A 23,821-nucleotide genomic window follows, 5' to 3' on the forward strand; every position below is an offset into this window, starting at 1 on the left:
TTAGAAAAGAGTAGACGTAGCTAGGGAAACGGCGGGACCATTATAAGTATTCGTTCATAAGATGTCATTTTCAATCACCTAAATATGCTTAAAGTAGGAGTGCATAGTCTAGCTACTATTATAGAGATATTTGCTATTTTTAATAGACTTAAATAGAAATTATTTCAACATTTATTGAAATTTAGGTAAATGATTGTGGTATAAGGTTTGAGTAACATGTTTCTTAAAACCGTTGCTATGTATAAAATTTAATTAGAGTGGAGACTGGACGCCCCCAGGAAAGCGCCCAGTCGGAACGGAAATCAATCTCACGTTATGATGATAAATCTAAATTTTTTTAAAATTCCACTTGTACATAATAGAGTATGCATTTAAAATAGAAACAAATGTTCTTAATTAAGGAGAGAAGAATGGCTACATTTAATCAATTACAGTTAGTAGTATTCGATGCAAATGATATTCCAGGTTTAATGGCTCTTTCTGATTCTGTCGGCTGGGATTACGATGAATTTGAAATTAGAACGGTGATGATGTCAGGCAAAATAGTTGGGCACAAAAATGCTGAGGGGGAGATTGTTTCAAGTGCTGCCATTATCACATATGATTCACATTTAGCTTCGATAGGTATGGTCATTGTACATGAAAATTACAGAGGACTTGGTTTAGGGAGATTAGCTACTCAAAAATGTATTGAAAGTGTTTCAGAACATACAGCAATTATGCTCGTCGCAACGAAAGATGGTGAACCGATGTATAAGAAAATGGGCTTTACCACAGTAGATTATGTACATAAATATCTGACTGACAATTATGTCGGTGCCTATAACTTAACTTCTAATGAGTATACGATTGAAGATTTTACTGAGCAAGATTTTGCTGAAATTGTCAGCCTAGATGCAGCTGCCTTTGGAGATAAAAGAAGTAATTTTCTACGAAATAGGATAAAGCAATCAAAGAATTGTATTGTTGTCAAAGATCACCATGCCAATATTATAGGCTTTGGATTATCAATTTTAGGGCCAATCAATCTAATTTTAGGTCCGATTATAGCACCTGATTCTAAAACAGCTAGTCTTATAATTAATATTTTAGCGAAAGACCATAATGGGAAATTTAGAATTGATATACCATCTGGTCATGTTGAATTTATAAAATGGTTAGAACAAAGTGGTTTTACAGAGGCAAATACACCTCCTGTTATGATTCTTCATGCCGAGAAAATGCCGAATAGAAATAATACGTTATTTGCCATAGCAGCGCAAATTTTTGGATAAAATCTCTCTTAAAAAATTTGAGCATACTTATTATTGAGTGTGCTTTTTTGTTTTTAAAGGATTTTAATGGAAGTTTGGAGAATAGATGATAATAAAGGGGGAGAATCAATGTTTCCAAATTTAGAGACAGAAAGACTTATTTTAAGAGAGCTGACGCAGGAGGATGCGGTAAGTGTCTTTAATTGCTTTTCTAATGAAGAAGTCACTCGCTATTATGGACTAGAGCCATTTAAAGAGATACAGCAAGCAGAAAATTTAGTGGAATTATTTTCAAAGAACTTTGCTGGAAAAAGAGGAGTAAGATGGGGAATTGAAAGAAAAGAAACAAAGGGTATAATCGGGACAATTGGTTTTAACCTCTGGTCGCCTATCCATAGACGAGCAGAGATCGGTTATGAAATTCATCCTGATTATTGGAGAAAAGGATATACGGAAGAAGCGGTAACCGAAATTGTGTCGTATGGCTTTGAGCATATGGGGCTGACTCGAATAGGTGCTGTTGTATTTATAGAAAATGAAGCCTCCAATAAGCTACTAACTAAAATTGGCTTTCAACAGGAAGGAATTCTAAGAGATTATATGGTTCAAAATGGCCAGGCACATGATACATTTGTCTATTCCATTTTGAAAAATAGATAAACTCAACATTAAATTCTCTTAATCTACGGAAATATATTTATTAGTACAGTTATATACCTTTTGTTGGATAATAAATAGTATCTAAGACGTGGTTTCGGGCTTACTTTTTTCGGTTATAGTGCTAGTAAAGGCTAGTATTTTTAATTAGTAGTGAAAAAGTAACGGTAAGGAGCTTAGGGAGAATGGAAATACAATATAGCGCAGCTTATTTTGAAAAGTTAGATTTACTTGAAATTCTATATGCAGGGCAGGAAGCGTTAAAAGAAGCGCTACCTACGCACAATATCAGTAAAAGTCATTTGGAGCGCTTTGAACAAATAGAAGCGGCTATTGCTAAGCTAAATAAGGAAATACGTATTCTTGAGCTAAATATTATCCAGTCCGTAGATTCAAAATAAATAAAATAAAAAAACTCATGCAAAAAGTAATTAATTGCATGAGTTTTTTGTTGGGAATAATAGCTTTTTATTTAGGATTGTCGAAAGTGCCACGACTTAGTTAAGTTAATTTCTCATTCTTAATAAAATGGTAAGAGAAAAATACTAGTCTCATAGTTTTCTTTATCCTTGGATGATTTCTAAAAGTGAGAAAATCCAATTTTATAAAAAAATTAAGATTTTGGGATTATTGGAGATGGTATTTATATATTAAATGTTAAAACCAATAACTCTTTGTTTGCACTGATTATATAAAAAATGAAACTCAAATATGATTAAGGGGCTGTCCTAATAGAAAAAAATAAAGTTAAAAATCCGTGTAGACTCCTGATGCTTTTTCAGCTGTAACGAAGCATGACTCTTTCATAGTAATTCTCCTTTCAGATAATGTACACTGTGTTGATTATTTCTTGCTTTGATTATATACTCTAAAAAACCACTTCCTATAATCAAAAGTAGCCAAAGTGTTCAATACTAAACATATAAAAAATGTGTTCATTAAAAGGGAGAAATGATTCCATGACAAAAACGGATCGACGAATTATACGAACAAAAAATGAAATTAAACAAGCATTTTTCTCTTTGCTTTCTGAAAAGAATTTTGAAGCTATCACGGTTCGAGATATTACGGAGCGTGCCAATATTAACCGCGGTACTTTTTATCTACATTACGTAGATAAATACAATTTGTTAGAACAGTACGAGAACAAAATTTTTGAAAAGTTCAACGCGATTTTAGATGAAACTACAAACTTAGAGTTGGATGTCAATCAGTTTAAACAAGACCGATTGCCTGTAATGATCCAAATTTTACAAGTGTTTTATGATGAAGCTGATTTCTTAAAATTAATATTAGGTCCCAATGGTGACCCATTTTTCCATGAAAAAATGAGACAGTTTTTTGTGAGATACTTCAATACTTATCTAGGTAATCGTATTGATAAAAACAATTGGAGATTTCCGATTGAATTAATATTAGCGTATAACTCAAATGCTCTTTTGGGAGTCATTACGTATTGGCTTCAACACGATATGCAACAATCACCAGAGGAAATTGCTACTATGTTGATAGAAACCATGTTAAAAGGAACTTTTGAAGCTAGTGGATTACGTTCAATTATTGAAAAAGAAAGTGAGTAGAGGGAAATAAATAGGTACCTGGGGTCGTTGGAAACTCGACGAAATTTTCAGTATCACTGCCAATCGTCATAATAAAAACTTATGGAAATTAATAATTAACATTGATTTTACTTATGTATAAAATGGATGTAAAATAATGTTAGCAAGAATATCCGTAAAGATTGGTATAAAAAACAGAAAAGAGTGATGAAGATGGGCATTGATTTTCACAATAAGGACAATCAAACTACTTATACAACTCGACATGCTGACCACACGTGGATGGAAGCAATGAAAGAACTTGTCCATAACAGGAATATTTCGAAGGCTGCAGATATTGGCTGTGGCGGAGGAATTTATGCGAAAGCATTAGAAGATTTGGGCGTAACTTCTGTGATAGGAGTTGATTTTTCACAGGCTATGCTCGTTGGGGCAAAAGAAAATTGTAAAGACTATCATAATATTACTTTCAAGCAAGGAAATGCATTGGCTACAGGCTTAGACAATGACAGCTTCCAGTTAGTACTGGAAAGAGCTTTAATTCATCATATCCAAGATTTAAAGGCTTGTTTTCAAGAGGCATATAGAATTTTGGAGGATAAAGGGGCCTATATTATCCAAGACCGTACACCTGAAGATTGTTTATTAAAAGGTGATGACTACCATATTAGAGGCTATTTCTTTGAGCGTTTTCCAAAATTAAAGGAACAAGAAATTAAACGCAGACATAGTAGTGAGTTAGTGTTTGAGACACTTAAGGCAATTGGGTTTAGCGAGATTGAAGAAGTGAAATTATGGGAAACAAGAAATTTGTATGAACAGAAAGAGCAATTGTTAAAAGATTTACGGGAAAGAACAGGTAGAAGTATTTTACACGAGTTAGACAATGACGAATTAAATGACTTAGTGAATTATATTGACAAGTCGATTTCAACTGAGAGTTCTATAGTTGAAAAGGACAGATGGACCATTTGGAAAGCAGTGAAATGATTATTGATTTAGAAAGTGTTGAGGGAAGCTATCCGTCAGTTCGGCCTTTCTATCCGTCAATTTAATAAAATGAAGCTCTCGTTCGCAGTTCAAACGAGAGCTTTTTTCTATTTATTCTCCTACTAAAGCGAGGAGGTATTTGTCTCGATCTGCTTCCTCCTGCATTTTATTATCGATCAGCATTGCACCGTTTCTCACATTTGTCATATCACGATTAACTAAAAATTGAACATTCACTTTTGCTGTTTTATTATTGACAGGACAGTCTCCTTTATATTCTACAACATCCTGTCCTTTTTGAGTTTCAAAATACACCCAATACGGATTTTGACAAGCGTTTGCAAAGCCGGATTCTATTGTTTTACTACTATTTTCGAATGAATAGTTTTTAACATATGTAATATATTCATTATCGGTAATGTCCTTTTGCGGACCGTAAAAGTACCAGAATACCCCTAAAATTCCGATTGGCACAATCCACAGTATATTCCTTTTGCTTAATTTTCCCATATATGAAGCCCCCTTTATTAAAGTATTTTATCATCTTTATACTCATTTTTGCTAGCTTACAATAATATTTTCTAGCTTAGGATTTAATCTTATAGAAAGCGTTTTAGGGAGAGGTATGGATTTTCCCCAGCTCGTCTGAAGTTTGTTGATGAATTTTGTAAATAAAAGAAACTATAAGGCTTATAATGACGTCATTTATGAAAGTAAGCAGGTATTAAACTGGAATTATTTGAATTAAGTCTCTACTTTTGGACAACTATAACACTAAGCTCACGTTTACCTCCTTATTATTAGAGGACATTACTTGCTACATTTTTTAAAATGAATTGGAGGCACTTTATTTTTTAACCGAGAAATCAATATTAAAAGCAAGGAGATTTACAAAATGAATTATGGAATATTTCACTGGATTAATGATTTAGCTGGTCGCTATCCTTTACTAGATAAAGGGATGATTTTCATCACTGACAGCGTTCCTTATGTCGTAATCCTATTTATGTTATTTTTATGGTTTACTGCAAACAAGGAAAAAAGGGCAGAAAAACAATATACTGCAATATACATTGTCTTTACATGTTTACTTGGATTGGGTCTAAACGCACTCATTCACTTTGTAAACTATCATCCACGACCATTCATAACGTATAATGTTCATCAGTTAGTACCGCATGCTGATGACTCTTCGTTTGTAAGTGATCATGCAGTATTAGTATTCGCAGTAGCATGTACATTGCTTTTACGAAAAGACTCGTGGAAGTATCCTGTATTAGTATGGGCTATCCTAGTAGGGATTTCACGTATCTTCGTCGGCGTTCATTATCCAGCGGACGTGATTGGCGGAGCCCTTCTGTCATTAGGGGCAAGTTTTGTCATTATCAAGTTCTCCAAAAAATTGGAGCCGGTCGTACAAGTCCTATTTAATATTTATAACAAACTTACAAAACGTATCCCTTTTTTAGCAAAATTCGGCCATAAAGATCTAAGTCAGGGAAATTAAAAAAACAAAGATGGGAGTCACATTTTAATGTGGCTCTTTTAATTTGTTAACAAAAGAATAATTATAATTTGATTTTCACTCCGAGTGGGCGCTTTCTGGGGGCTTTGCTTAAATTCATAGCTGTTAGCTTGAAAAATGTATGCAATATTGCGGGTTTAAGTTACTTTTTCAGTGGGTGTGTGACCAACATCACGTTGGCCCAAAGTCTCCGGCAGATGTCACAAAATCGGAAAGGAGTTCTTAAAGGATGTTAGCCGTTATCGCATTCATGCGATAACGGCTAACTGACCTGCATCGGTAAAAACGCCACGTCCTGTGGCATTACCGAAACGGCCGACATCGTGTCGGCCCTCAGGCAGGCCTAATGTTAGTGTAGCTAATTTCATACTTGTATTGATCTATTTACTTGTTGAAAAATAGAGTGTTAGTTAAATTCTGAAGTAATCTCAATTCCAACATCAATTGTTTGTTCTGTGCCAAGTAAATTTAAGATTATTTTAGCTCTATTCTTTCGTTTATCTATTTTTTTAATAATGAATTCCATTTCTTTTAAGGGGCCTGATTTGACGAAAAAATCAGAATTTTCAAAATGTATTTTTGAGTATTCTATGATTTCTCCATTCTCTAATAGGCGGAGCAACAGTTCTACTTCTTTCTCATCAATCTTAGAATAATAAGTTCCTTTTTCTTTAGAATAATATAAACCAGAGTTCACTAAACGGTAACATCTAGGTATTTCTCTTATTTTGCGAAATATAAGACCATTCATATTTGTTTTTATAAGTACATATCCAGGAAATATCTTTTTTAAAACAGGATAAACAATCCCTGCTTTTTTCTCGGGAACTTTTCTTTTAGGTACAATTGGGTATATAGAGTGTTCGTCAAAATGTAATTGGATGTACCTTTTTACAATTTCCTCTTTGCCATTTTCTACAAAAAGAACATACCATTCCATTGAAAGTGTGCCTCCTAATAAGTTAATTAGTTTTCTTAGTATAAATTGATTACTACTAAAGGTAAGGTTAATAAAATCAACAATTTATTTCCTGCGAAGGCATAGGAAACATCCTCTAAGGAGTGGCCATGAAATTAGGAGCTTTGTCATTTTCCGTTTGGTTACGCTGGAATCTTAATGCGACCCGTTGGTGTCCGTTTATCTTTACTACTAATATGTGTGTTGATTGGTTCGTTCTTCCACGGATTAGTTTTATGTTTTGCAAAATTTTAAATATAGATGTGATAAAAATGCATTGTTATGACAAGAAAAAAGAAGCTTACATTTGGACAAAATGATGATTGTTAGTTTCGCTTTATAAATGTTTTTTTGAATTAAACACAAGTTAAAGTGATGTATTAAATTAAAATATTTGCCATCTATAACCAATTATAAATCATGATAATTAAAATTAATGGTTAATTAAATAGGTCGTTTTTACTTTTTTTGAATTTTATGGATAAGATATTTCATTCTTCAATTAATATTTGTTATTATTGTATTGGAATGTTCTGACAATTCGTGTTGTATTAATATTAAAAGTAAAAATTATGGGGGTAAGAAGAGTGAGGAAAGAAATAGTATTTATGTTTTCTGGACAAGGATCACAATACTTTCAGATGGGAAAAGAGCTATTCGAAAAACACTCAATATTTCGAGACTGGATGATTAAATTAGATCAAATTGTAGATAACTTAATTGGAGAATCTATTATAGAACAAATATATGATGTTAATAAAAAAAGGGACCAAGAATTTTATCGTATTTTACATACAAGCCCCGCAATTTTTATGGTGGAATACTCCTTGGCACAAACTTTAATTGAAAGTGGAATAAAGCCTAACTATGTTTTAGGTACTAGTTTAGGTGAATTTACAGCAGCTGCGGTTGCTCAAGTTATGAGTGTTGAAGAGATTTTAGAAGTAATTATAAGAAAATCAGATTATATAGAAAAACATTGCCCAGCAGGAGGAATGCTTGCAATTCTTCATGCATCGAGCTTATATTTTGAAACACCCTTCCTTTATGAGAATAGTGAGTTAGCATCTATCAATTACTCCGATCATTTTGTGATTTCTGGCAAAATAAATAATTTAACTGATATTCAACATTTCTTAAATAATAAGGGAATTATTAATCAGAGATTACCAGTACGTTATGGTTTTCATTCCCATCTTATAGATAACTTAGAAGTACCTATTAAACAGTTTCTAGAAGGAAAAAATATGCATGAACCAAAGATCCCTTTTATTTCTTGTTTGGAAGGTAGAATTATAGAACAGTTATCAAAGGATTATTTTTGGAAGGTTATAAGGGAGCCGATTAACATTCCCAAATTTTTAAATAAGTTAGAGAAAAATAACGCTTATATATATTTAGATTTAGGTACATCAGGTACAATGGGCAACTTTGTGAAAAGAAATATAAATCGTAACTCACAATCAGAGATATTTTCCATAATGTCTATTTTTAATCAAGATTTTGAGAATTTAGAACATGTCAAAAGTTTATTTGTTAAAAAAAGCTTTTTAGGAAGATGAAAAGAAGGGGAGGTAAAAAAGAATATTCGATTACTTTCTCCGTTAAAACATTTCATCTTGCATTTAGGTATTTTTTGTAAAATTTTAATAAATAATATTGACTAATTTATTTTAATTTAATTATAATTGTTATTATTAGAAATAATTGTATTTTATTAGCCCTGGAATAGATTTAGTTTATATAGACAAACCCCTTTGGTAATTTAATCGCTGTTTCGGCACGTTAAAGGACATTGGGGCATATAAAGAACTGTGCTGTAGTGTGAGTTTAAACAGACGACATGGGATATGTATGTCTTCATGGGTACTATATATGCTCTTGATGTAAATATATATAATATTTTACCATTATTTGAATATCGTGATAAAACTGATTTAACTTTTGTTTATATAGACAAACTCCTTAGAGAATTTAATCGCTGTTTCGGCACGTTAAAGGACGTTGGGGAATATAAAGAACTAGTACTGTAGTGTGCGTTTAAACAGACGACATGGGATAAGTATGTCTTCATGCATATTTTATGTTATCTTAATGTAAAATATTTACAATTTCATCACAATTTACTGAAGTGATAAAATTGCTTTAACTTTTATTTGTATATAGACAAACTCCTTAGAGAATTTAATCGCTGTCTCGGCACGTTAAAGGACATTGGGGCTCATAGTTTATGTAGATGACTTGGGAAAAGAGTTTATCTTCATACATGCTTTAAACACTATCGTTTTATCTAGAAAGTGTATTTGTAACAATATATCAAATTATACAAAACAGGTTTAAAGGGAGAGAACTATGGCAACCAGTCGTTTTCCTCAAATAATTACAACGGAACTGATATTAAGAAGTGAGAATGAAGATTATATAGCTAGTTTGTGTATATGTTATTCTTCTATACTTGAACAATATTTAGAAACAGTTGAATATCTACACCCTAAAGAGTTAGATTACTTTTTAAAACTTAGTTTTGCACGAAGAATTAAAAGTTTTCTTGCAGGGAGATATACAGCAAAAAATGCTGTTTCATTTTTAACTAATGATAAAAAACTAAATCAAATTTTAATTAAAAATGGAATATTTAATCAACCTATAGTGGTCTATCCCAATAACTCCAATATTCAAGTCAGTATAACACATTGTGATGATCTCGGAGCCGCAATTGCTTTTCCAGAGTCGCTTCCTATGGGGATAGATATAGAAAGGATAGACGATAATATTAAAGATGTCCTAGAAAGCCAAATAACAGACAGTGAGAAACGTATTATTCAGTTGTTACCATATCCATATGAAACATCACTTACTCTTTTGTGGACAATTAAAGAATCTCTTTCGAAAATTCTGAGAACAGGTTTAACAACTCCTCTTCATATTTTTGAAATAAATAAAATTGAAATACAGAACGAAAATATATATAGCGACTTTATATATTTCTCACAATACCGAACTACATCATTTATTTTTGATCGGTATGTATGTTCAATTGTATATCCCAAAAGTGTAGAATTTAATAAAGTGGCTATTAAGAAAATTTTCCTTAAATTAGAACAATTAATCACTTATTCAAAAAATGATTAATATAAAAGGACCATCAAGCTAGAATATGCGTGTGAACTAATTAAAACGAGACTGGACATAGTTGAATGTTCAGTCTCGTTTTAATTAGATTATACAAATAAAAAATAGGGGGGATTTTACTAAGAAACAGATAAGTCTTAGCCACTATGTTTATCAATTTTTTACAATAACCTTAATTAGGAGGGAAAATATGAAATTTTATAGCAATATTAGTGACTTGGAGAAAGTAAACGGTAAAAAGGTGTTTAAAATCACAAAACAAACAGAAGAAGTAGTTGACGTTTGGGTCTCAGAAGGAGAAGAAGATATTTCAGAAGGCCGAGATGGAATGATTACTTATAGAAAATCCGAAGAAGGAATATTTGGCAGTATTGAGTGTGAGATAAAATTAGGTGATGGAAATAATATAGAAAGTACTGCAACTACTTTGTATAGGCAGATATTTAAATTCATTACAGAACTACCAGAATATAAGTTAGTAAGGATATGGAATTACGTTCCAATAATATTGGGAGATGTGAGCCAGTCTGCACCTGATTTAGATATTTATCGCTGTTTTAATAGAGGAAGATATAAGGCCTTTTCAGAAAAATATGGTCAGGATATGGAAAAGTGGATAATTCCAGCAGCATCTGCAGTGGGATCAACTAATAATGTTCTTAAAATTGAATTTTTTGTTTCGAAAGAAGACTGTATATTCTTCGAAAATAAAGTACAAACACCGGCCTATCATTATTCAGCTAAATACGGTAAATTGCCTCCTGTTTTTTCGAGAGGGGCATTATATAAATTTAAAGATGAGATTTTACTTATTAGTTCAGGTACGGCCAGTGTGTTGAATGAAGACAGCTCACATATAAATGACATATATAAACAAGTTAGGCAATCTATTGAAAATCTTTTAATTCTTGTAAGTAGTTCCAATCTCCAACAATATAGTATAGATGATTCGTTTGACATACAAGATCTTGTTTTGCTAAGAGTTTATTATAAATCAGATCAAGATAGAGATTTTATTGAGGAAGAAATAAGAAAAAGTATAAACGCAAAATGCCAAATATGTTTCATGAAGGCAGATATATGTAGGGATAACCTTCTGGTTGAAATAGAAGGGATATTTCAAAAAAAAGGAATAAAAGATCATAGCAATTCAGAAAAAGAATACGCGATAAAAAACTGATTGTTAAGGGGAAATTTATAATTTAACTTCTTTCAGCAAATGTCTTTCGTACCGAAAGCGTAGAAACAGGTGCAAATGTTTTATGTAGTGAAAGTAAAGCGTCAGCTACAGAAGTCTCTCACCTCTATAGATGGTGAGATGAATGCGGTTTTAAGTCACTTTTCAGCGGGTGTCCAAACATCCGCTGAAAAAAGTTAAAGCCTCCGAACGCATTATTCCGAGGCATAATTAATCCAGTTATTTATTGTTCTCGATATAAAAATGTATTTATTTTTATTCCAGGTAGGTGAAAACAAATGAAACAAGAAGTTAATCAAGATTATATTTTAGATATTCCAACTGTTATTTTTACTGAAAATTGCGAAAAGTACGCTAAGAAAAAGTTATTTACTTTTTTAGATGAAAAAGGTGATGTCGAATATTTAACAGGAAATACTCTTCTGTATAAAACAAAGGCACTAGGTAGTATTTTACAACAAAAGGTGCAAGTGCAGGAAAAGGCAGTAATTCTTTTGCCGCAGGGAATAGAGTACATTTATACTTTAACGGCATGTCTCTATGCAAATATCATTGCGGTACCGGCTCCAATTACAGATTTATCAGACAGGAATAAAGCTCTAGAAAAAATAAACCAAATCCTAAAAGACTCGGAAGCATCTTTTATTATAACAAATAGTTATTTTAAAGAGTTTCTCTTAAAAGAACAATTATTAAATGTTGCTTCGATACTAGATATACAAGATTTGGATTTCCAAAATTTGATTATCGAAGAACCGAGAAAACCAAAGCTAGATGACCATGCGATTCTACTCTACACTTCAGGTTCTACTTCAGGACCAAAAGGAGTAATAATTAGCCAACGAAATCTATTATCAAGAGCATCTGTTTCGGCGATTCAATGGGATATTAATGAGGACAGCTGTTTAGTTTCCTGGTTGGCGCAGTATCATAGTTTTGCCCTTGATTTTAATATATTTGCCCCTTTGTTAAAAGGAGCATGCAGCATATTTTTTACTCCGGGTAGTTTTATTAGTAGGCCAGAAGAATGGTTTAAAGTAATCGATAAGTATAAGGCTACTCATACAGGTGCACCCAATTTTGCTTTTGATTATTGCTGTTCTTCAATTGATATAGAGACTGTTAAAGAATACTCACTTAACTCCATTAAAGCCATCATTAGTGGAGGAGAGCCTGTGAGAAAGGAATCGTATGTAACATTTGTTAAGAAGTTTCAGTGCCTGGGTTTAGAAAAAAATGTATTTAGTCCTCTATATGGTATGTCTGAAATGGGTACTATTACTACTAAAAATCCTGGTCAACCAATGAGATTTCTATCATTAGATATACCGAGTTTGGAGCAAGGGATAATTAAAACTACTAGAAAGAGAAAACAGGCAAAATATGTGGCTAGCTGTGGTGAGGTTGAGCAGGATCATACAATATTAATTGTAAATCCTGATAATTGCGAACTTTGTTTACCTGAAGAGGTAGGGGAGATATGGGTTAAGTCCCCGTCTGTTGGTGTGGGGTATTTAAATAGGAAACAGGAGACAGAAGAAACTTTTAATGGCGTTATTAGTAATACAAAGGAAGAGGGCTTTTTACGTACAGGAGATCTAGGATTCAAAGTAAAAAACCATCTTTACATTATTGGTCGAGAAAAAGAAGTAATCATTATCAATGGAAAAAATCACTATCCAGTTAACATTGAGTGGACAATCAAAAAATATATACCAAGTCTTATTTTACCCAATGCAGTCTTTTCCAATGAGATTGATAGAGAAGAAAAGGTAATAGTAGTACAAGAATTAGAGCCTTCTCTTGAAGGGTTTGATTATAAGAAAGTCGCTCAAGAAATAATGTTTGCTCTATCAGAGACGCACGGAATTAATGTATATGAAGTAATTTTTGTTAAGGAAGGAAGTATCCCAAAAACAGGAGGACATAAGATACAAAGAAAAGCTTGCCGAAACCTTTATGTCTTACAAGGGCTAGAGGTCATTTATAAATACGGACCTAAAACCGCAAAAAGGGTAGAGTCTGAATCTAAAAAGTCGCTTGAAGAAAAGCGGAATCTTACCATCAGCCCTCACAAGTCTACTCAGGAAAATATAGAAGAATATATTTTGCATTTTTTATCTACTAATTTAAAGATTTCACGTGATCAAATTAAGTTAAAAGATAGTATTCATACTTATGGTGGAGATTCTATCTTCATTATGAAATTTATTCGGGACTTTGAAAAATACTTTAATATCAAAATTACGACACGAGAGTTATTTGAAAATCGGACCATTAAATCCTTATCAAATTACCTTACTGAGAAAATTGAGAATAAGGATAATCAGTATTTGGGACAAACAGGGGATATAAATACAAAAATAGAACCTCAAGAAATAAGTGAAAATAGGTATCCTCTCTCTGAAGGACAAAAGGGTTTATGGATGTTAGAGAAAATGTCTCCAAACATGACTGCGTACAATGTTCCTATCTGTTTCCATGTCTATCAAAAGATTGACTTGGAAAAGTTTAAACAAGCTTATAGCTTTGTGTTGGAACAACATCCAATCTTAAATAGTAATATTAGGACAGAAAAAGGTATTCCATATCAATTTATTAATTCGACACAACCTGTGCTATTCCGACATGAAGATATTTCAACTATTGAAACTCATAATATTCTTCCATATTTAAAGGAAAAAGTGAGAGAACCCTTTTCATTAGAAAATGGACCATTAATCCGTATGCATCTTTTTTCAAAAACACAGCAAGAGCATATTGTCCTTATTAATGTTAATCATATTATTTTTGATGGAAGTTCTGTAGTTCCTTTCCTAACAACTCTTTTAAATGCATATAAAAATATTACTGAAGGAATAGAGCCAACTAAGCAAGCTTCTACTATAAATTATAATGAATTTGTTAAATGGCAGCAGGAAATGCTTGTAGATGATCAAGAAAGGGAAAAACATCTATCTTATTGGAAACAAAGATTATCAGGGGTATTGCCTACTTTAGATCTCCCTGTAGACCGACCTCGTTCATCTTTACAGAATTTTAAAGGACAAGTATACACAATGTCCCTTTCGCAGGATTTTAGTAAACAGGTTAGACTTTTCGCTCGCTCCCAACATATCAATTTATCGGTTGTATTTTTAGGTATTTTTAAGGCGATGTTACATCAATATTCGGATCAGGACGATATTATTGTAGGGATGCCAGTGATAGGGCGTTCAGAAGAACGTTTTGATTCATTGATCGGCCATTTTATAAATATGATTGCTATTCGTAGTCAGGAGATTGGGGTTAAAACATTTGAAGAATTTGCGCAGGAATTGCAGCTAAACTTAGCTGAGGCACTGGATTACGCTTTATATCCTTTTCCAACATTAGTTAAAGAGTTAAACATACCTCGTACAGTAATGAGTTCTCCTGTATTTCAAGTAGCGTTCTTTTATCAGAATTTTATGAGACCTGACGATTTAGAAAATCTAAAAAGTGTCCTCCCTATAGAATTTGTTGATGGAATTCAACAGGAAGGAGAATATGATTTTACATTAGAGGTAATAGAAAAGGAAAATGAATTTACCTTAAACATAAAGTACAATCCGGAATTGTTCGATTTTTCAACAATTACCCGAATGATGGGACATTATAATAAACTTGCGGAAGGTATTATCAATGATCCAACCTTAATCCTAGGTGAATATCCATTAATGACAGAAGATGAGCGAAATACCTTACTTTTTGATTGGAATAATACAGAGGAAGAGTATCTAGATAAATGTTTTCATGAGTTATTTGAAATACAAGCCCAAACAAAACCTGATGCTGTTGCTATAGTCTTTAATGGAGAATCTCTCACTTATAGGGAGCTAAATGAAAAAAGCGAAAAACTAGCAATCTACCTACAAAAGCAAGGCGTAGTTCCAGATTCTTTAGTAGGGATTTGCGTAGAAAGATCATTAGAGATGGTTGTAGGGCTATTAGCAATTATGAAAGCAGGTGGAGCTTACGTTCCATTAGATCCGGATTATCCAGTAGAACGTTTAAATTATATTATTCAAGAAAGTCAGGTGTCACTGTTACTCACTCAATCAACATTACTTGAGAAAATGTACTCATTATTTGAAAAAAATATTAAGACAATAGTTTTTGATAGAGATTTTGAGCAAATAGAAAATGAAGTAAAAGAAAGTTTTATTATGAAACGGGAGGTACAACCTAATCACTTAGCGTATGTGCTTTATACATCTGGCAGTACCGGGAAACCAAAAGGAGTAATGATTACTCATAAAGCATTAACTAATTTCCTCATTTCAATGGGAAGAAAGCCTGGAATTAGCTCGGATGATAGACTGCTTGCAGTTACTACCTATTGTTTTGATATTGCCGCACTTGAGTTATATTTACCTTTGGTATTTGGTGCTCAATGTTATATCTGTAGCGCAGAAAATACCAAAAATGTAGAAGGACTTATAAATGAAATTCAAAGAATAAAACCTACGATTATGCAGGCTACACCAGCCACATGGTTAATGATGTTCCTTGGTGGGTGGAGAAACAAGGAGAAAACTAAGATTCTCTGTGGAGGCGAAGCATTACCAGAAAAATTGAAACAATATTTTATTACAACCAACAGTACCTCATGGAATATGTTTGGTCCCACAGAAACAACTATTTGGTCTACGATTCATGAGATTAATAAGGAAGAACCCATCTCAATTGGTAAACCGATTGGGAATACCCAGATTTATATACTTGATAAGCATTTAAAACTTGCTCCCATTGGAATTACAGGTGAACTTTGCATATCAGGTGATGGAGTAGCAAAGGGTTATTTAAATAATCCTAATCTTACAGCAAAAAAATTTATCGATAATCCTTATAATCCCGGAACAAAACTTTATAAAACAGGAGATTTAGCTCGATGGCTTCCTAACGGCAATATTCAATATGTAGGACGTACTGATGATCAGGTTAAAATTCGTGGATATCGTATTGAACTAAAAGACATAGAGAGTCACCTTAATTCTCATCAGGATATTGAAAATAGTGTTGTAGTTGTGAAAGAGTACAAAGGGAGTAAAAGATTAGTAGCATTTTATATTCGGGTTAAAAATGGTACTGATATAGACAAAAGAAAGAAGGTCCTTATTCAATCAGAAGTATTACGCAATTATCTAAAGGCGAAATTACCTGGTTACATGATTCCAGTAGTTTATATTGAGCTTAAGACATTTCCTCTTACACCTAATGGCAAAGTTGATAGAAAGGAATTAATGAATTATGGGTTCAGTTCTAATACAGAGGGAAAAACACTTCATCCACAGTCGAAAATTGAAGAAGAAGTTTTAAAGATATGGAAGAGCGTCCTTTGCCAAAATAATATAAATGTTACAGATAATTTTTTTGAAGTAGGAGGAGATTCACTTTTAGCAGTTAACGTATCAGAAAGAATTAAAGAGCATTTAAATTGTGATTTCAATGTTACCTTATTGTTTAAATATCCTAATATCAAAGAAATTAGTAACTTTATTGTTGAAACCAAAGAAAGTAATATTCTATTAATAGAGCAAGTTGAAGATATCAAAACTATCGATAGAAGGTGTGATGATAAACCTTTTGATGAGGAGATATATCCCGATTATTATCAGGATAGTATAGCGATTATTGGAATCTCTTGTAGTTTTCCAGGAGCTAAAAATCATATGGAATTTTGGAAGAACCTAACGAAAGGTCAAGAAAGTAGCAAATTTTTTACAAAAGATGAGTTAGACCAAATGAATTATTCAAAGGAATTAACTAATAAGACCAACTATATTCCAATGCAAATGACCATTGAAGGAAAAGATTTGTTTGACCCAGAGTTCTTTAATATTTCTAACAGAGATGCAGAGTTTATGGATCCTCAAATGAGATTATTACTGCAACATTCTTGGGGAGCAATAGAAGACGCAGGTTATGTTTCTAAAGACATTCCTGAAACTAGTGTCTTTATGTCTGCGAGTAATAGTTTTTATCAAGCATTTTTAAGGGATACTACTTCGCCTCCTATTATGATGATGAAAGATAGCGATGAATATGTATCGTGGGTATTAGCTCAGGGTGGAACCATTCCAACAATGATTTCAAATAAATTAGGTTTAAAAGGACCTAGTTTTTTTGTGCATTCTAACTGTTCCTCTTCTTTAGTAGGATTATATTCAGCTTACCAAGGCCTAAAATCAGGCGAATCGAAATATGCTTTAGTTGGAGGTGCAACTATATTTCCTTCTCCAAACATTGGGTATTTGCATCAACCAGGATTAAATTTCTCAAGTGATGGACATTGTAAAGCGTTTGATGCATCAGCGGATGGGATGGTAGGAGGTGAAGGGGTTGCGGTTATTGTACTAAAAAATACTCTAGATGCTATTAGAGATGGCGATAATATTTATTGCCTTCTTAGAGGAATTGGTATCAACAATGATGGGGCTGAAAAAGTTGGATTTTATGCTCCAAGTATAAAAGGCCAATCCGAGGTCATTCAAAAAGTTTTGACCTCTACTAATATCAATCCGGAATCTATTGGATATATAGAAGCACATGGGACAGGAACAAAGTTAGGCGATCCAATAGAACTAACAGCGCTAAGCGATGTTTATAAAAAATATACAAATAAGAAGCAATTCTGTGGGATTGGCTCTGTTAAAACAAATATAGGGCATCTAGATACAGCAGCAGGTTTAGCTGGTTGTATTAAAACTGTATTAAGTTTATACAATAATGCAATCCCTCCATCGCTGCATTATAAAGAGCCAAACCCTAATATTGATTTAGAAAATTCTCCTTTTTATGTGGTTGATAAAATTAGAAATTGGCCAGCCAATTCAGTACCTAATAGGGCAGCTCTTAGTTCTTTCGGTATTGGAGGAACAAATGGACATGCAATTTTTGAACAGTACACAATGCGAGAGAATAAAAAAGATCCTGAATTAAATTCTCTGTATATAATTCCTATTTCTGCTAAAAATAATGAGCGGCTTAAAGCTTATGCAGTAAAACTTCTTCATTACCTAAAACAAAGTACAGTTAATAACAAAGAAAATCAAATAGTTAACCTGGAAGAGAACATTAGGAGAGAGATTTTTGAGTATCTTTCTAATCTCCTTGAGACCCCAGAAGAAGCTATTGATAGTGATCGTGATTTTGTGGAGCAAGCAATAGATTATGTACAGCTTTCTTTAATTCACCAGTATTTTCAAGAAAAATGGGGGATTGATATAAACTTAAAAACAGTTATTCAATCTGAATCCATTAACAATCTAACAAATCAACTAATTAATTATCATCAAAAGGATCTAGTGAAATATTTTGAGGAAAAGGGAACGTTATCGGTTGGCTCTGTGCCTACATTTATACAGTCTGAAATTAATTTAGCGAATTTAGCTTACACTCTTCAGGTAGGACGGGAAGAGATGGAAAGCAGAGCAATCTTTCTCGTTAATACTATGAATGAATTAATCAATAGACTAGAAGAATTTATCGATGGAGAAGAATGTATCGAGAATTGCTATCAGGGTGAAGTAGAGAGTTTAAATGATACCCTTAGTTTATTTGAAAAAGATGAAGACTCTACAGAATTAATCAATAAATGGTTGACGAAGGGGAAAGTTAATAAAATAGCAGAGATATGGGTAAAGGGACTTTATGTTGATTGGACTATAATGTATCGTGGTGCTCAAACTCATAGAATCAGCTTGCCAACCTATCCATTTGCTGAAGAACGTTACTGGATTCCTGAATTTGAAACAAAAGTTATAAACACCAATGATACGAAGAAGAAAGATTTAACAAATAGCATTCATCCGTTATTACACCAAAATACTTCAGATTTCAAGGAACAGCGTTACAGTTCAACTTTTACTGGTCAAGAGTTTTTCTTAACGGATCATATAATTAGAGAACAAAAAATTATGCCAGGTGTGGCTTACCTTGAAATGGTAAGAGCGGCAGTAGATCATGCTACAAGAAGTTTAAGAAATGAAGAAACAATTATTTTTCTTAAAGATGTGATTTGGTTACGGCCTATTGTAGTAGAAGAGGATCCAGTTAATATCCACATTAGTTTGTATCCTGAAAAGGATGAAATTATTAAGTTTGAGATATTTGGAGAATCCAAAGACGGCCTTACTGAACGGATTACGTACTGCCAAGGTAGTGTAAAATTAAGTATAAGAGAAGAATCTACTATTCATTTAGATTTACATGGACTTCAAACGGAATGTAACGAATCAACAATTTCAGCAAATCAACACTATGAGAGTTTTAAAAAGATGGGAATCGAATATGGTACAGGGCATAAAGCAGTTGAAAAAATTTATGTAGGATTAGAGAAAAGACTAGCTAAGTTATCTCTACCTACTTCTGTTATTAAAACACAACCTGACTTTGTACTGCATCCGAGTTTAATGGATTCTGCATTACAAGCATCGTTAGATCTAATGATGAGCTCAAATTACTCTGAAGGTAAAGAAAATTCTAAATTAATTTTACCTTTTGCCCTTAAAGAATTGGAAATTTTAGGAGCATGTACTTCTGAAATGTGGGCATTTATTCAAGTTAGCGATAACCCAAAAGGTAGGAGTAATCTACGAAAACTTGATATTGATTTGTGTGATGAACAAGGAAAGATTTGTGTACGGATAAAGGGCTTTTCCTCAAGAGAACTGGTAAAGGAAAATCAATCATTAAATTTTTTAAATCAAGAAACAATTATGTTGCAACCCATTTGGGAAGAGAAGAGAGAAATCGGTCAGGATGTATCTTCTAATTATAGCCAACATATTGTATTTCTTTTTGAGCAGGATGAGAATTTTTCTCATAATATCGAAAGGAATATGAATGGAGTTCGTTGCTTTAACTTCCAATCCGAACTAGGCGGTATAGATGAGCGTTTTAAATTATATACTGTACAGATGTTTGAGGAAATACAGAGAATGCTTAAAGGCAAATTAACAGGAAAGGTACTAATTCAAATAGTTGTTCAGCTTGAAGGAGAACAGCAGCTTTTTAGTGGTCTATTTGGATTATTAAAAAGTGCACAGCTTGAAAATCCAAATCTTACTGTACAATTAATTGAAGTACAACCGAACGAAATCTTGGAAGGAATTATTGAGAAACTTCAAGAAAATAGTAAAAGCCCGAATAGCCATCGGATTCAATATAGAAACGAAAAGTGTTTTGTATTTGGATGGAACGAAGTTAAAGAAGTTAATAAAATAGCCTATCTTCCTTGGAAAGAAGGGGGAACATATTTAATTACCGGAGGTGCTGGAGAACTTGGCAAAATTTTTGTCAAGGAAATTACAGAGCGAGTTAAAGATGTTACCTTAGTACTTACAGGAAGAACCGCACTTAGTGAAGAGAAAAAGTTAAAACTAGATGCGTTAAAGAGTTCCGGTGTAAATATTGACTATAAACAAATCGATATGTCTATAGAATTAGAGGTTGAACGTTTAATTTGCGATATTACCGATCAGTTTGGTCAACTCGACGGAATTATTCACAGTGCAGGGATAGTTCAAGATAATTTTATTCTCAAAAAAGATAAGAAAGAAATAGAAGAAGTTTTAGCTCCTAAAGTTGCTGGTCTAGTAAATTTAGATCATGCTAGCCAAAACTTGAATCTGGATTTCTTTATTTTCTTTTCATCGGTATCCGGAGTGTTAGGTAATATAGGTCAGACTGATTATGCCGCTGCCAATGCTTTCATGGATGTCTATGCTAAGTATCGAAATGATTTGGTGGCTTCAAAACAACGTTACGGACAAACATTATCAATGAATTGGCCTTCTTGGAAAGAAGGAGGGATGCATGTTTCTAAAGAAACTGAAGAAATAACAAGTGAAACTTTGGGAATGGTACCTATGCAAACCCAAAATGGAATTCAAGCTTTGTATAACAGTCTTTCATTGGGGAAAGATCAGGCAATGGTTATTGAGGGAGATTTAACGAAATTGAGAAAATTGTTAGGGCTAACTTCAACATCCTTTGTAGAAGAAAAAGAAACTAATGAAAATCCTAATATATCTCATGAATCTTTACGATCTCCTACACTAAGTCTGATCAAACAAACTCTTGTAAATATAGTAAAAGTATCTCCCGAGAAGATTGAAATAGAAACAGCCTTTGAAAAATATGGAATTGATTCTATCTCCCAGATAAGTATCATTCGAGAGTTAGAAAAAGTAACTGGGGAACTTCCAAAAACTCTTCTTTTTGAATATAGCAATTGTAAAGAACTAATGGATTATTTAATTACTAACCATTCACTTAGATTAGCAGAACTTTTTGTAGAAGTTAAAACCGAAAAGAAACCAAAACAAGAAATCTCTTTCCGAAATAGTCATCCTAAAATGCCTTCCGTTAAGCAGATAAGTAGAAATCTATCCAAAACAAATAAAGAAAGTGAAAACATTACAAATCGTAAGGCGGAAGATATTGCTATTATTGGTATTAGTGGTCGATACCCAATGTCTGATTCCTTGGAAGAGCTTTGGGAACACTTAAAAGCAGGAAACAATTGTATTACTGAAGTAGCTGATAATCGATGGAATGAATCATTAATTAGCTCTTTGGTTCAAGAGCGACGATCTAATCCGCTAAATAAGAAACGCTACGGTGGCTTTTTAAAACATATTAACAAATTTGACCATCATTTGTTTGAAATTACAAAAAATCAAGTTTTAAAGCTCTCACCAGAGACAAGATTATTTCTTGAAACTGTTTGGGAAGCCTTTGAAGATGGAGGTTATGCTAAGTCTGAACTAGAAAAACTACAAAATAGGTATCAGGCTGGGATTGGAGTATTTGTTGGTACTATGTATAACCAATACCAATGGAATATTCCTTCATTAGATGAAGCTATGTTAAATTCTAATGGTACCGAGTGGCATATTGCGAATCGAACATCTCATTTCTTTAATCTTATGGGCCCAAGTATAGCCATTAATTCTGCTTGTTCTAGTTCATTAACGGCAATCCATCTTGCTTGTGAAAGTCTTCAACAAAAAAGTTGTTCAATGGCCATTGCTGGAGGAGTTAATCTAACATTAAATCCTTCAAAGTATGAGGCGTTAGAACATGTGAAATTTCTTGATAGCGGAAGTGAGAGTAAAAGTTTTGGAACTGGCAGTGGATATATTCCTGGTGAAGGGGTAGGTGCAGTTTTGTTAAAACCCTTATCTTTAGCCATTCAAGATAACGACAGAATATATGCAGTTATTAAAAGTAGCTTTGTAAATCATAGTGGCGGAAGACAAATGTACTCAGCTCCTGATCCAAAACAACAGACACAATTAATTGTGAACTCGATTGAAAAGTCAGGGATTGACCCAGCCACTATCACTTATGTTGAGTCAGCTGCGAATGGTTCCACATTAGGAGACCCTATTGAGGTAATTGCTCTTAGTAAAGCGTTTAAACATTTTACTAAGAAAAGGCAATACTGTGCACTTGGCTCGGTAAAATCAAATTTAGGCCATTTGGAGGCAGCTTCTGGCATTTCTCAACTAAGCAAAGTTTTATTGCAACTAAAACATCAAATTCTCGTACCATCAATTAACGCAAATCCAAGGAATCCAAATATTAACTTAGAAGATTCAGCGTTTTACCTTCAGGAAGGAATAAATTCATGGACTCAATTGAAAGACTCTGAAACAGGAACAAGTATACCAAGAAGAAGTATGATTAATTCCTTTGGGGCTGGAGGGAGTTATGCAAATCTAATAGTAGAGGAATTTATAGGAGAGCCTGAGAGCTATAGTAGAGACATCTCTATTAATACAGAGCAAGTTATTATTTTTTCAGCAAAAACTGAAAAGAGTTTGATAAAGTATCTTGATAAGGTGAAAGCCCTTTTACAAGGAAATTCAAATGTTGAATTGCTTGAAATTGCAAAAGCATTTAGTAGGATTAATCATTCTTTGGAGTACAAGGTTGCCATATTGGCATCTTCTATTACTGAACTACTAGAGAAGATTAATCTATTCCAAAATTCAAGAGGTACTATTCTGGATTCAGCTATTTATACGTCACTTGATCAGAAAGGGAACAAACGCAACATAAGTGAATCAGCTATTCAACAAGCTTTAGAAAGGAGAGATTTTCAATATCTAGCACAATTATGGGTAGAGGGAACAAATGTCGATTTTAGGAGTATATATATGAACCTGGGAATTTCACAGATAGACATACCTAAATATGCTTTTGATTATGGAACTTCAGTCCATTTTCAAGACGACCAATCTGTGAAAGTGGAGGAACTAGAACAATTTAATGACAAGCGGTTTTATTTAGACCTGGTAGAAAAGATATCGAAAGGCGAGCTAAATGAAGAGGAAGTTGAGAAATTAATTATTTCTAAATGAAGTTGTTTGGTAGCAATTTATAGAAGATTGAATAGAAGGTTCAGAGAAGGCGTCATTAAATGACGCCTTTTATCTTGACCTCGTAAAGAATATCAAAAGGTGAATTTATGATTAAAGTGTAGCTGTGATAATTTAAAAACGAGGAGAGAGAGAA

At 33.1% G+C, this 23,821-nt stretch carries 12 protein-coding genes; 10 read left to right on the forward strand and 2 right to left on the reverse strand.

What is annotated here, in order from left to right; genetic code table 11:
- The first annotated feature begins 410 nt into the window (after positions 1-410).
- From ACIQLB_RS08180 to ACIQLB_RS08200, 5 genes are all read left to right on the forward strand, one after another.
- Positions 411-1,274, forward strand: coding sequence for a GNAT family N-acetyltransferase (locus ACIQLB_RS08180; RefSeq protein ID WP_400723570.1), 864 nt, complete (start codon positions 411-413; stop codon positions 1,272-1,274).
- A 108-nt stretch (positions 1,275-1,382) separates the two neighbouring features.
- Positions 1,383-1,913: a GNAT family N-acetyltransferase gene (locus ACIQLB_RS08185; protein WP_400723573.1), complete on the forward strand. Its 531-nt coding sequence runs from the start codon at positions 1,383-1,385 to the stop codon at positions 1,911-1,913.
- A 182-nt stretch (positions 1,914-2,095) separates the two neighbouring features.
- Entirely contained in the window at positions 2,096-2,311 is a 216-nt protein-coding gene (locus ACIQLB_RS08190) for a hypothetical protein (RefSeq protein ID WP_400723576.1), read from the forward strand.
- A gap of 558 nt (positions 2,312-2,869) precedes the next feature.
- Positions 2,870-3,490, forward strand: coding sequence for a TetR/AcrR family transcriptional regulator (locus tag ACIQLB_RS08195; protein WP_400723579.1), 621 nt, complete (start codon positions 2,870-2,872; stop codon positions 3,488-3,490).
- A gap of 192 nt (positions 3,491-3,682) precedes the next feature.
- On the forward strand, positions 3,683-4,459 hold the full coding sequence (locus tag ACIQLB_RS08200) for a class I SAM-dependent methyltransferase (protein ID WP_400723582.1): 777 nt from the start codon (positions 3,683-3,685) through the stop codon (positions 4,457-4,459).
- A gap of 111 nt (positions 4,460-4,570) precedes the next feature.
- On the opposite strand, the gene ACIQLB_RS08205 is transcribed toward ACIQLB_RS08200, so the two are convergent.
- On the reverse strand, positions 4,571-4,969 hold the full coding sequence (locus ACIQLB_RS08205; RefSeq protein WP_400723585.1) for a glucosamine 6-phosphate synthetase: 399 nt from the start codon (positions 4,967-4,969) through the stop codon (positions 4,571-4,573).
- A gap of 385 nt (positions 4,970-5,354) precedes the next feature.
- Between ACIQLB_RS08205 and ACIQLB_RS08210 the strand changes: the two genes are divergently transcribed.
- Positions 5,355-5,966, forward strand: coding sequence for an undecaprenyl-diphosphatase (locus tag ACIQLB_RS08210; RefSeq protein ID WP_400723588.1), 612 nt, complete (start codon positions 5,355-5,357; stop codon positions 5,964-5,966).
- Positions 5,967-6,390: 424 nt separating this feature from the next.
- Here ACIQLB_RS08210 and loaP read toward each other — a convergent pair whose 3' ends face one another.
- Positions 6,391-6,924: an antiterminator LoaP gene (loaP, locus tag ACIQLB_RS08215; protein ID WP_400723591.1), complete on the reverse strand. Its 534-nt coding sequence runs from the start codon at positions 6,922-6,924 to the stop codon at positions 6,391-6,393.
- Positions 6,925-7,529: 605 nt separating this feature from the next.
- On the opposite strand from loaP, the gene ACIQLB_RS08220 reads away from it, so the two are divergent.
- The 4 genes from ACIQLB_RS08220 to ACIQLB_RS08235 all read left to right on the forward strand — a co-directional run bounded on the left by ACIQLB_RS08220 (position 7,530) and on the right by ACIQLB_RS08235 (position 23,667).
- Positions 7,530-8,504, forward strand: coding sequence for an acyltransferase domain-containing protein (locus tag ACIQLB_RS08220; protein ID WP_400723594.1), 975 nt, complete (start codon positions 7,530-7,532; stop codon positions 8,502-8,504).
- A gap of 790 nt (positions 8,505-9,294) precedes the next feature.
- On the forward strand, positions 9,295-10,074 hold the full coding sequence (locus ACIQLB_RS08225) for a 4'-phosphopantetheinyl transferase family protein (protein WP_400723597.1): 780 nt from the start codon (positions 9,295-9,297) through the stop codon (positions 10,072-10,074).
- Positions 10,075-10,264: 190 nt separating this feature from the next.
- A complete protein-coding gene (locus ACIQLB_RS08230; RefSeq protein ID WP_400723600.1) occupies positions 10,265-11,254 on the forward strand; it encodes a chorismate transformation FkbO/Hyg5 family protein in 990 nt (329 codons plus the stop codon).
- Between the two features lie 296 nt (positions 11,255-11,550).
- Complete coding sequence (locus ACIQLB_RS08235; protein ID WP_400723603.1) at positions 11,551-23,667, forward strand: amino acid adenylation domain-containing protein; 12,117 nt, start codon at positions 11,551-11,553, stop codon at positions 23,665-23,667.
- Positions 23,668-23,821: the final 154 nt, after the last annotated feature.

Source organism: Lysinibacillus sp. NPDC092081 (assembly GCF_044755845.1).
Lineage (GTDB): Bacteria > Bacillota > Bacilli > Bacillales_A > Planococcaceae > Lysinibacillus.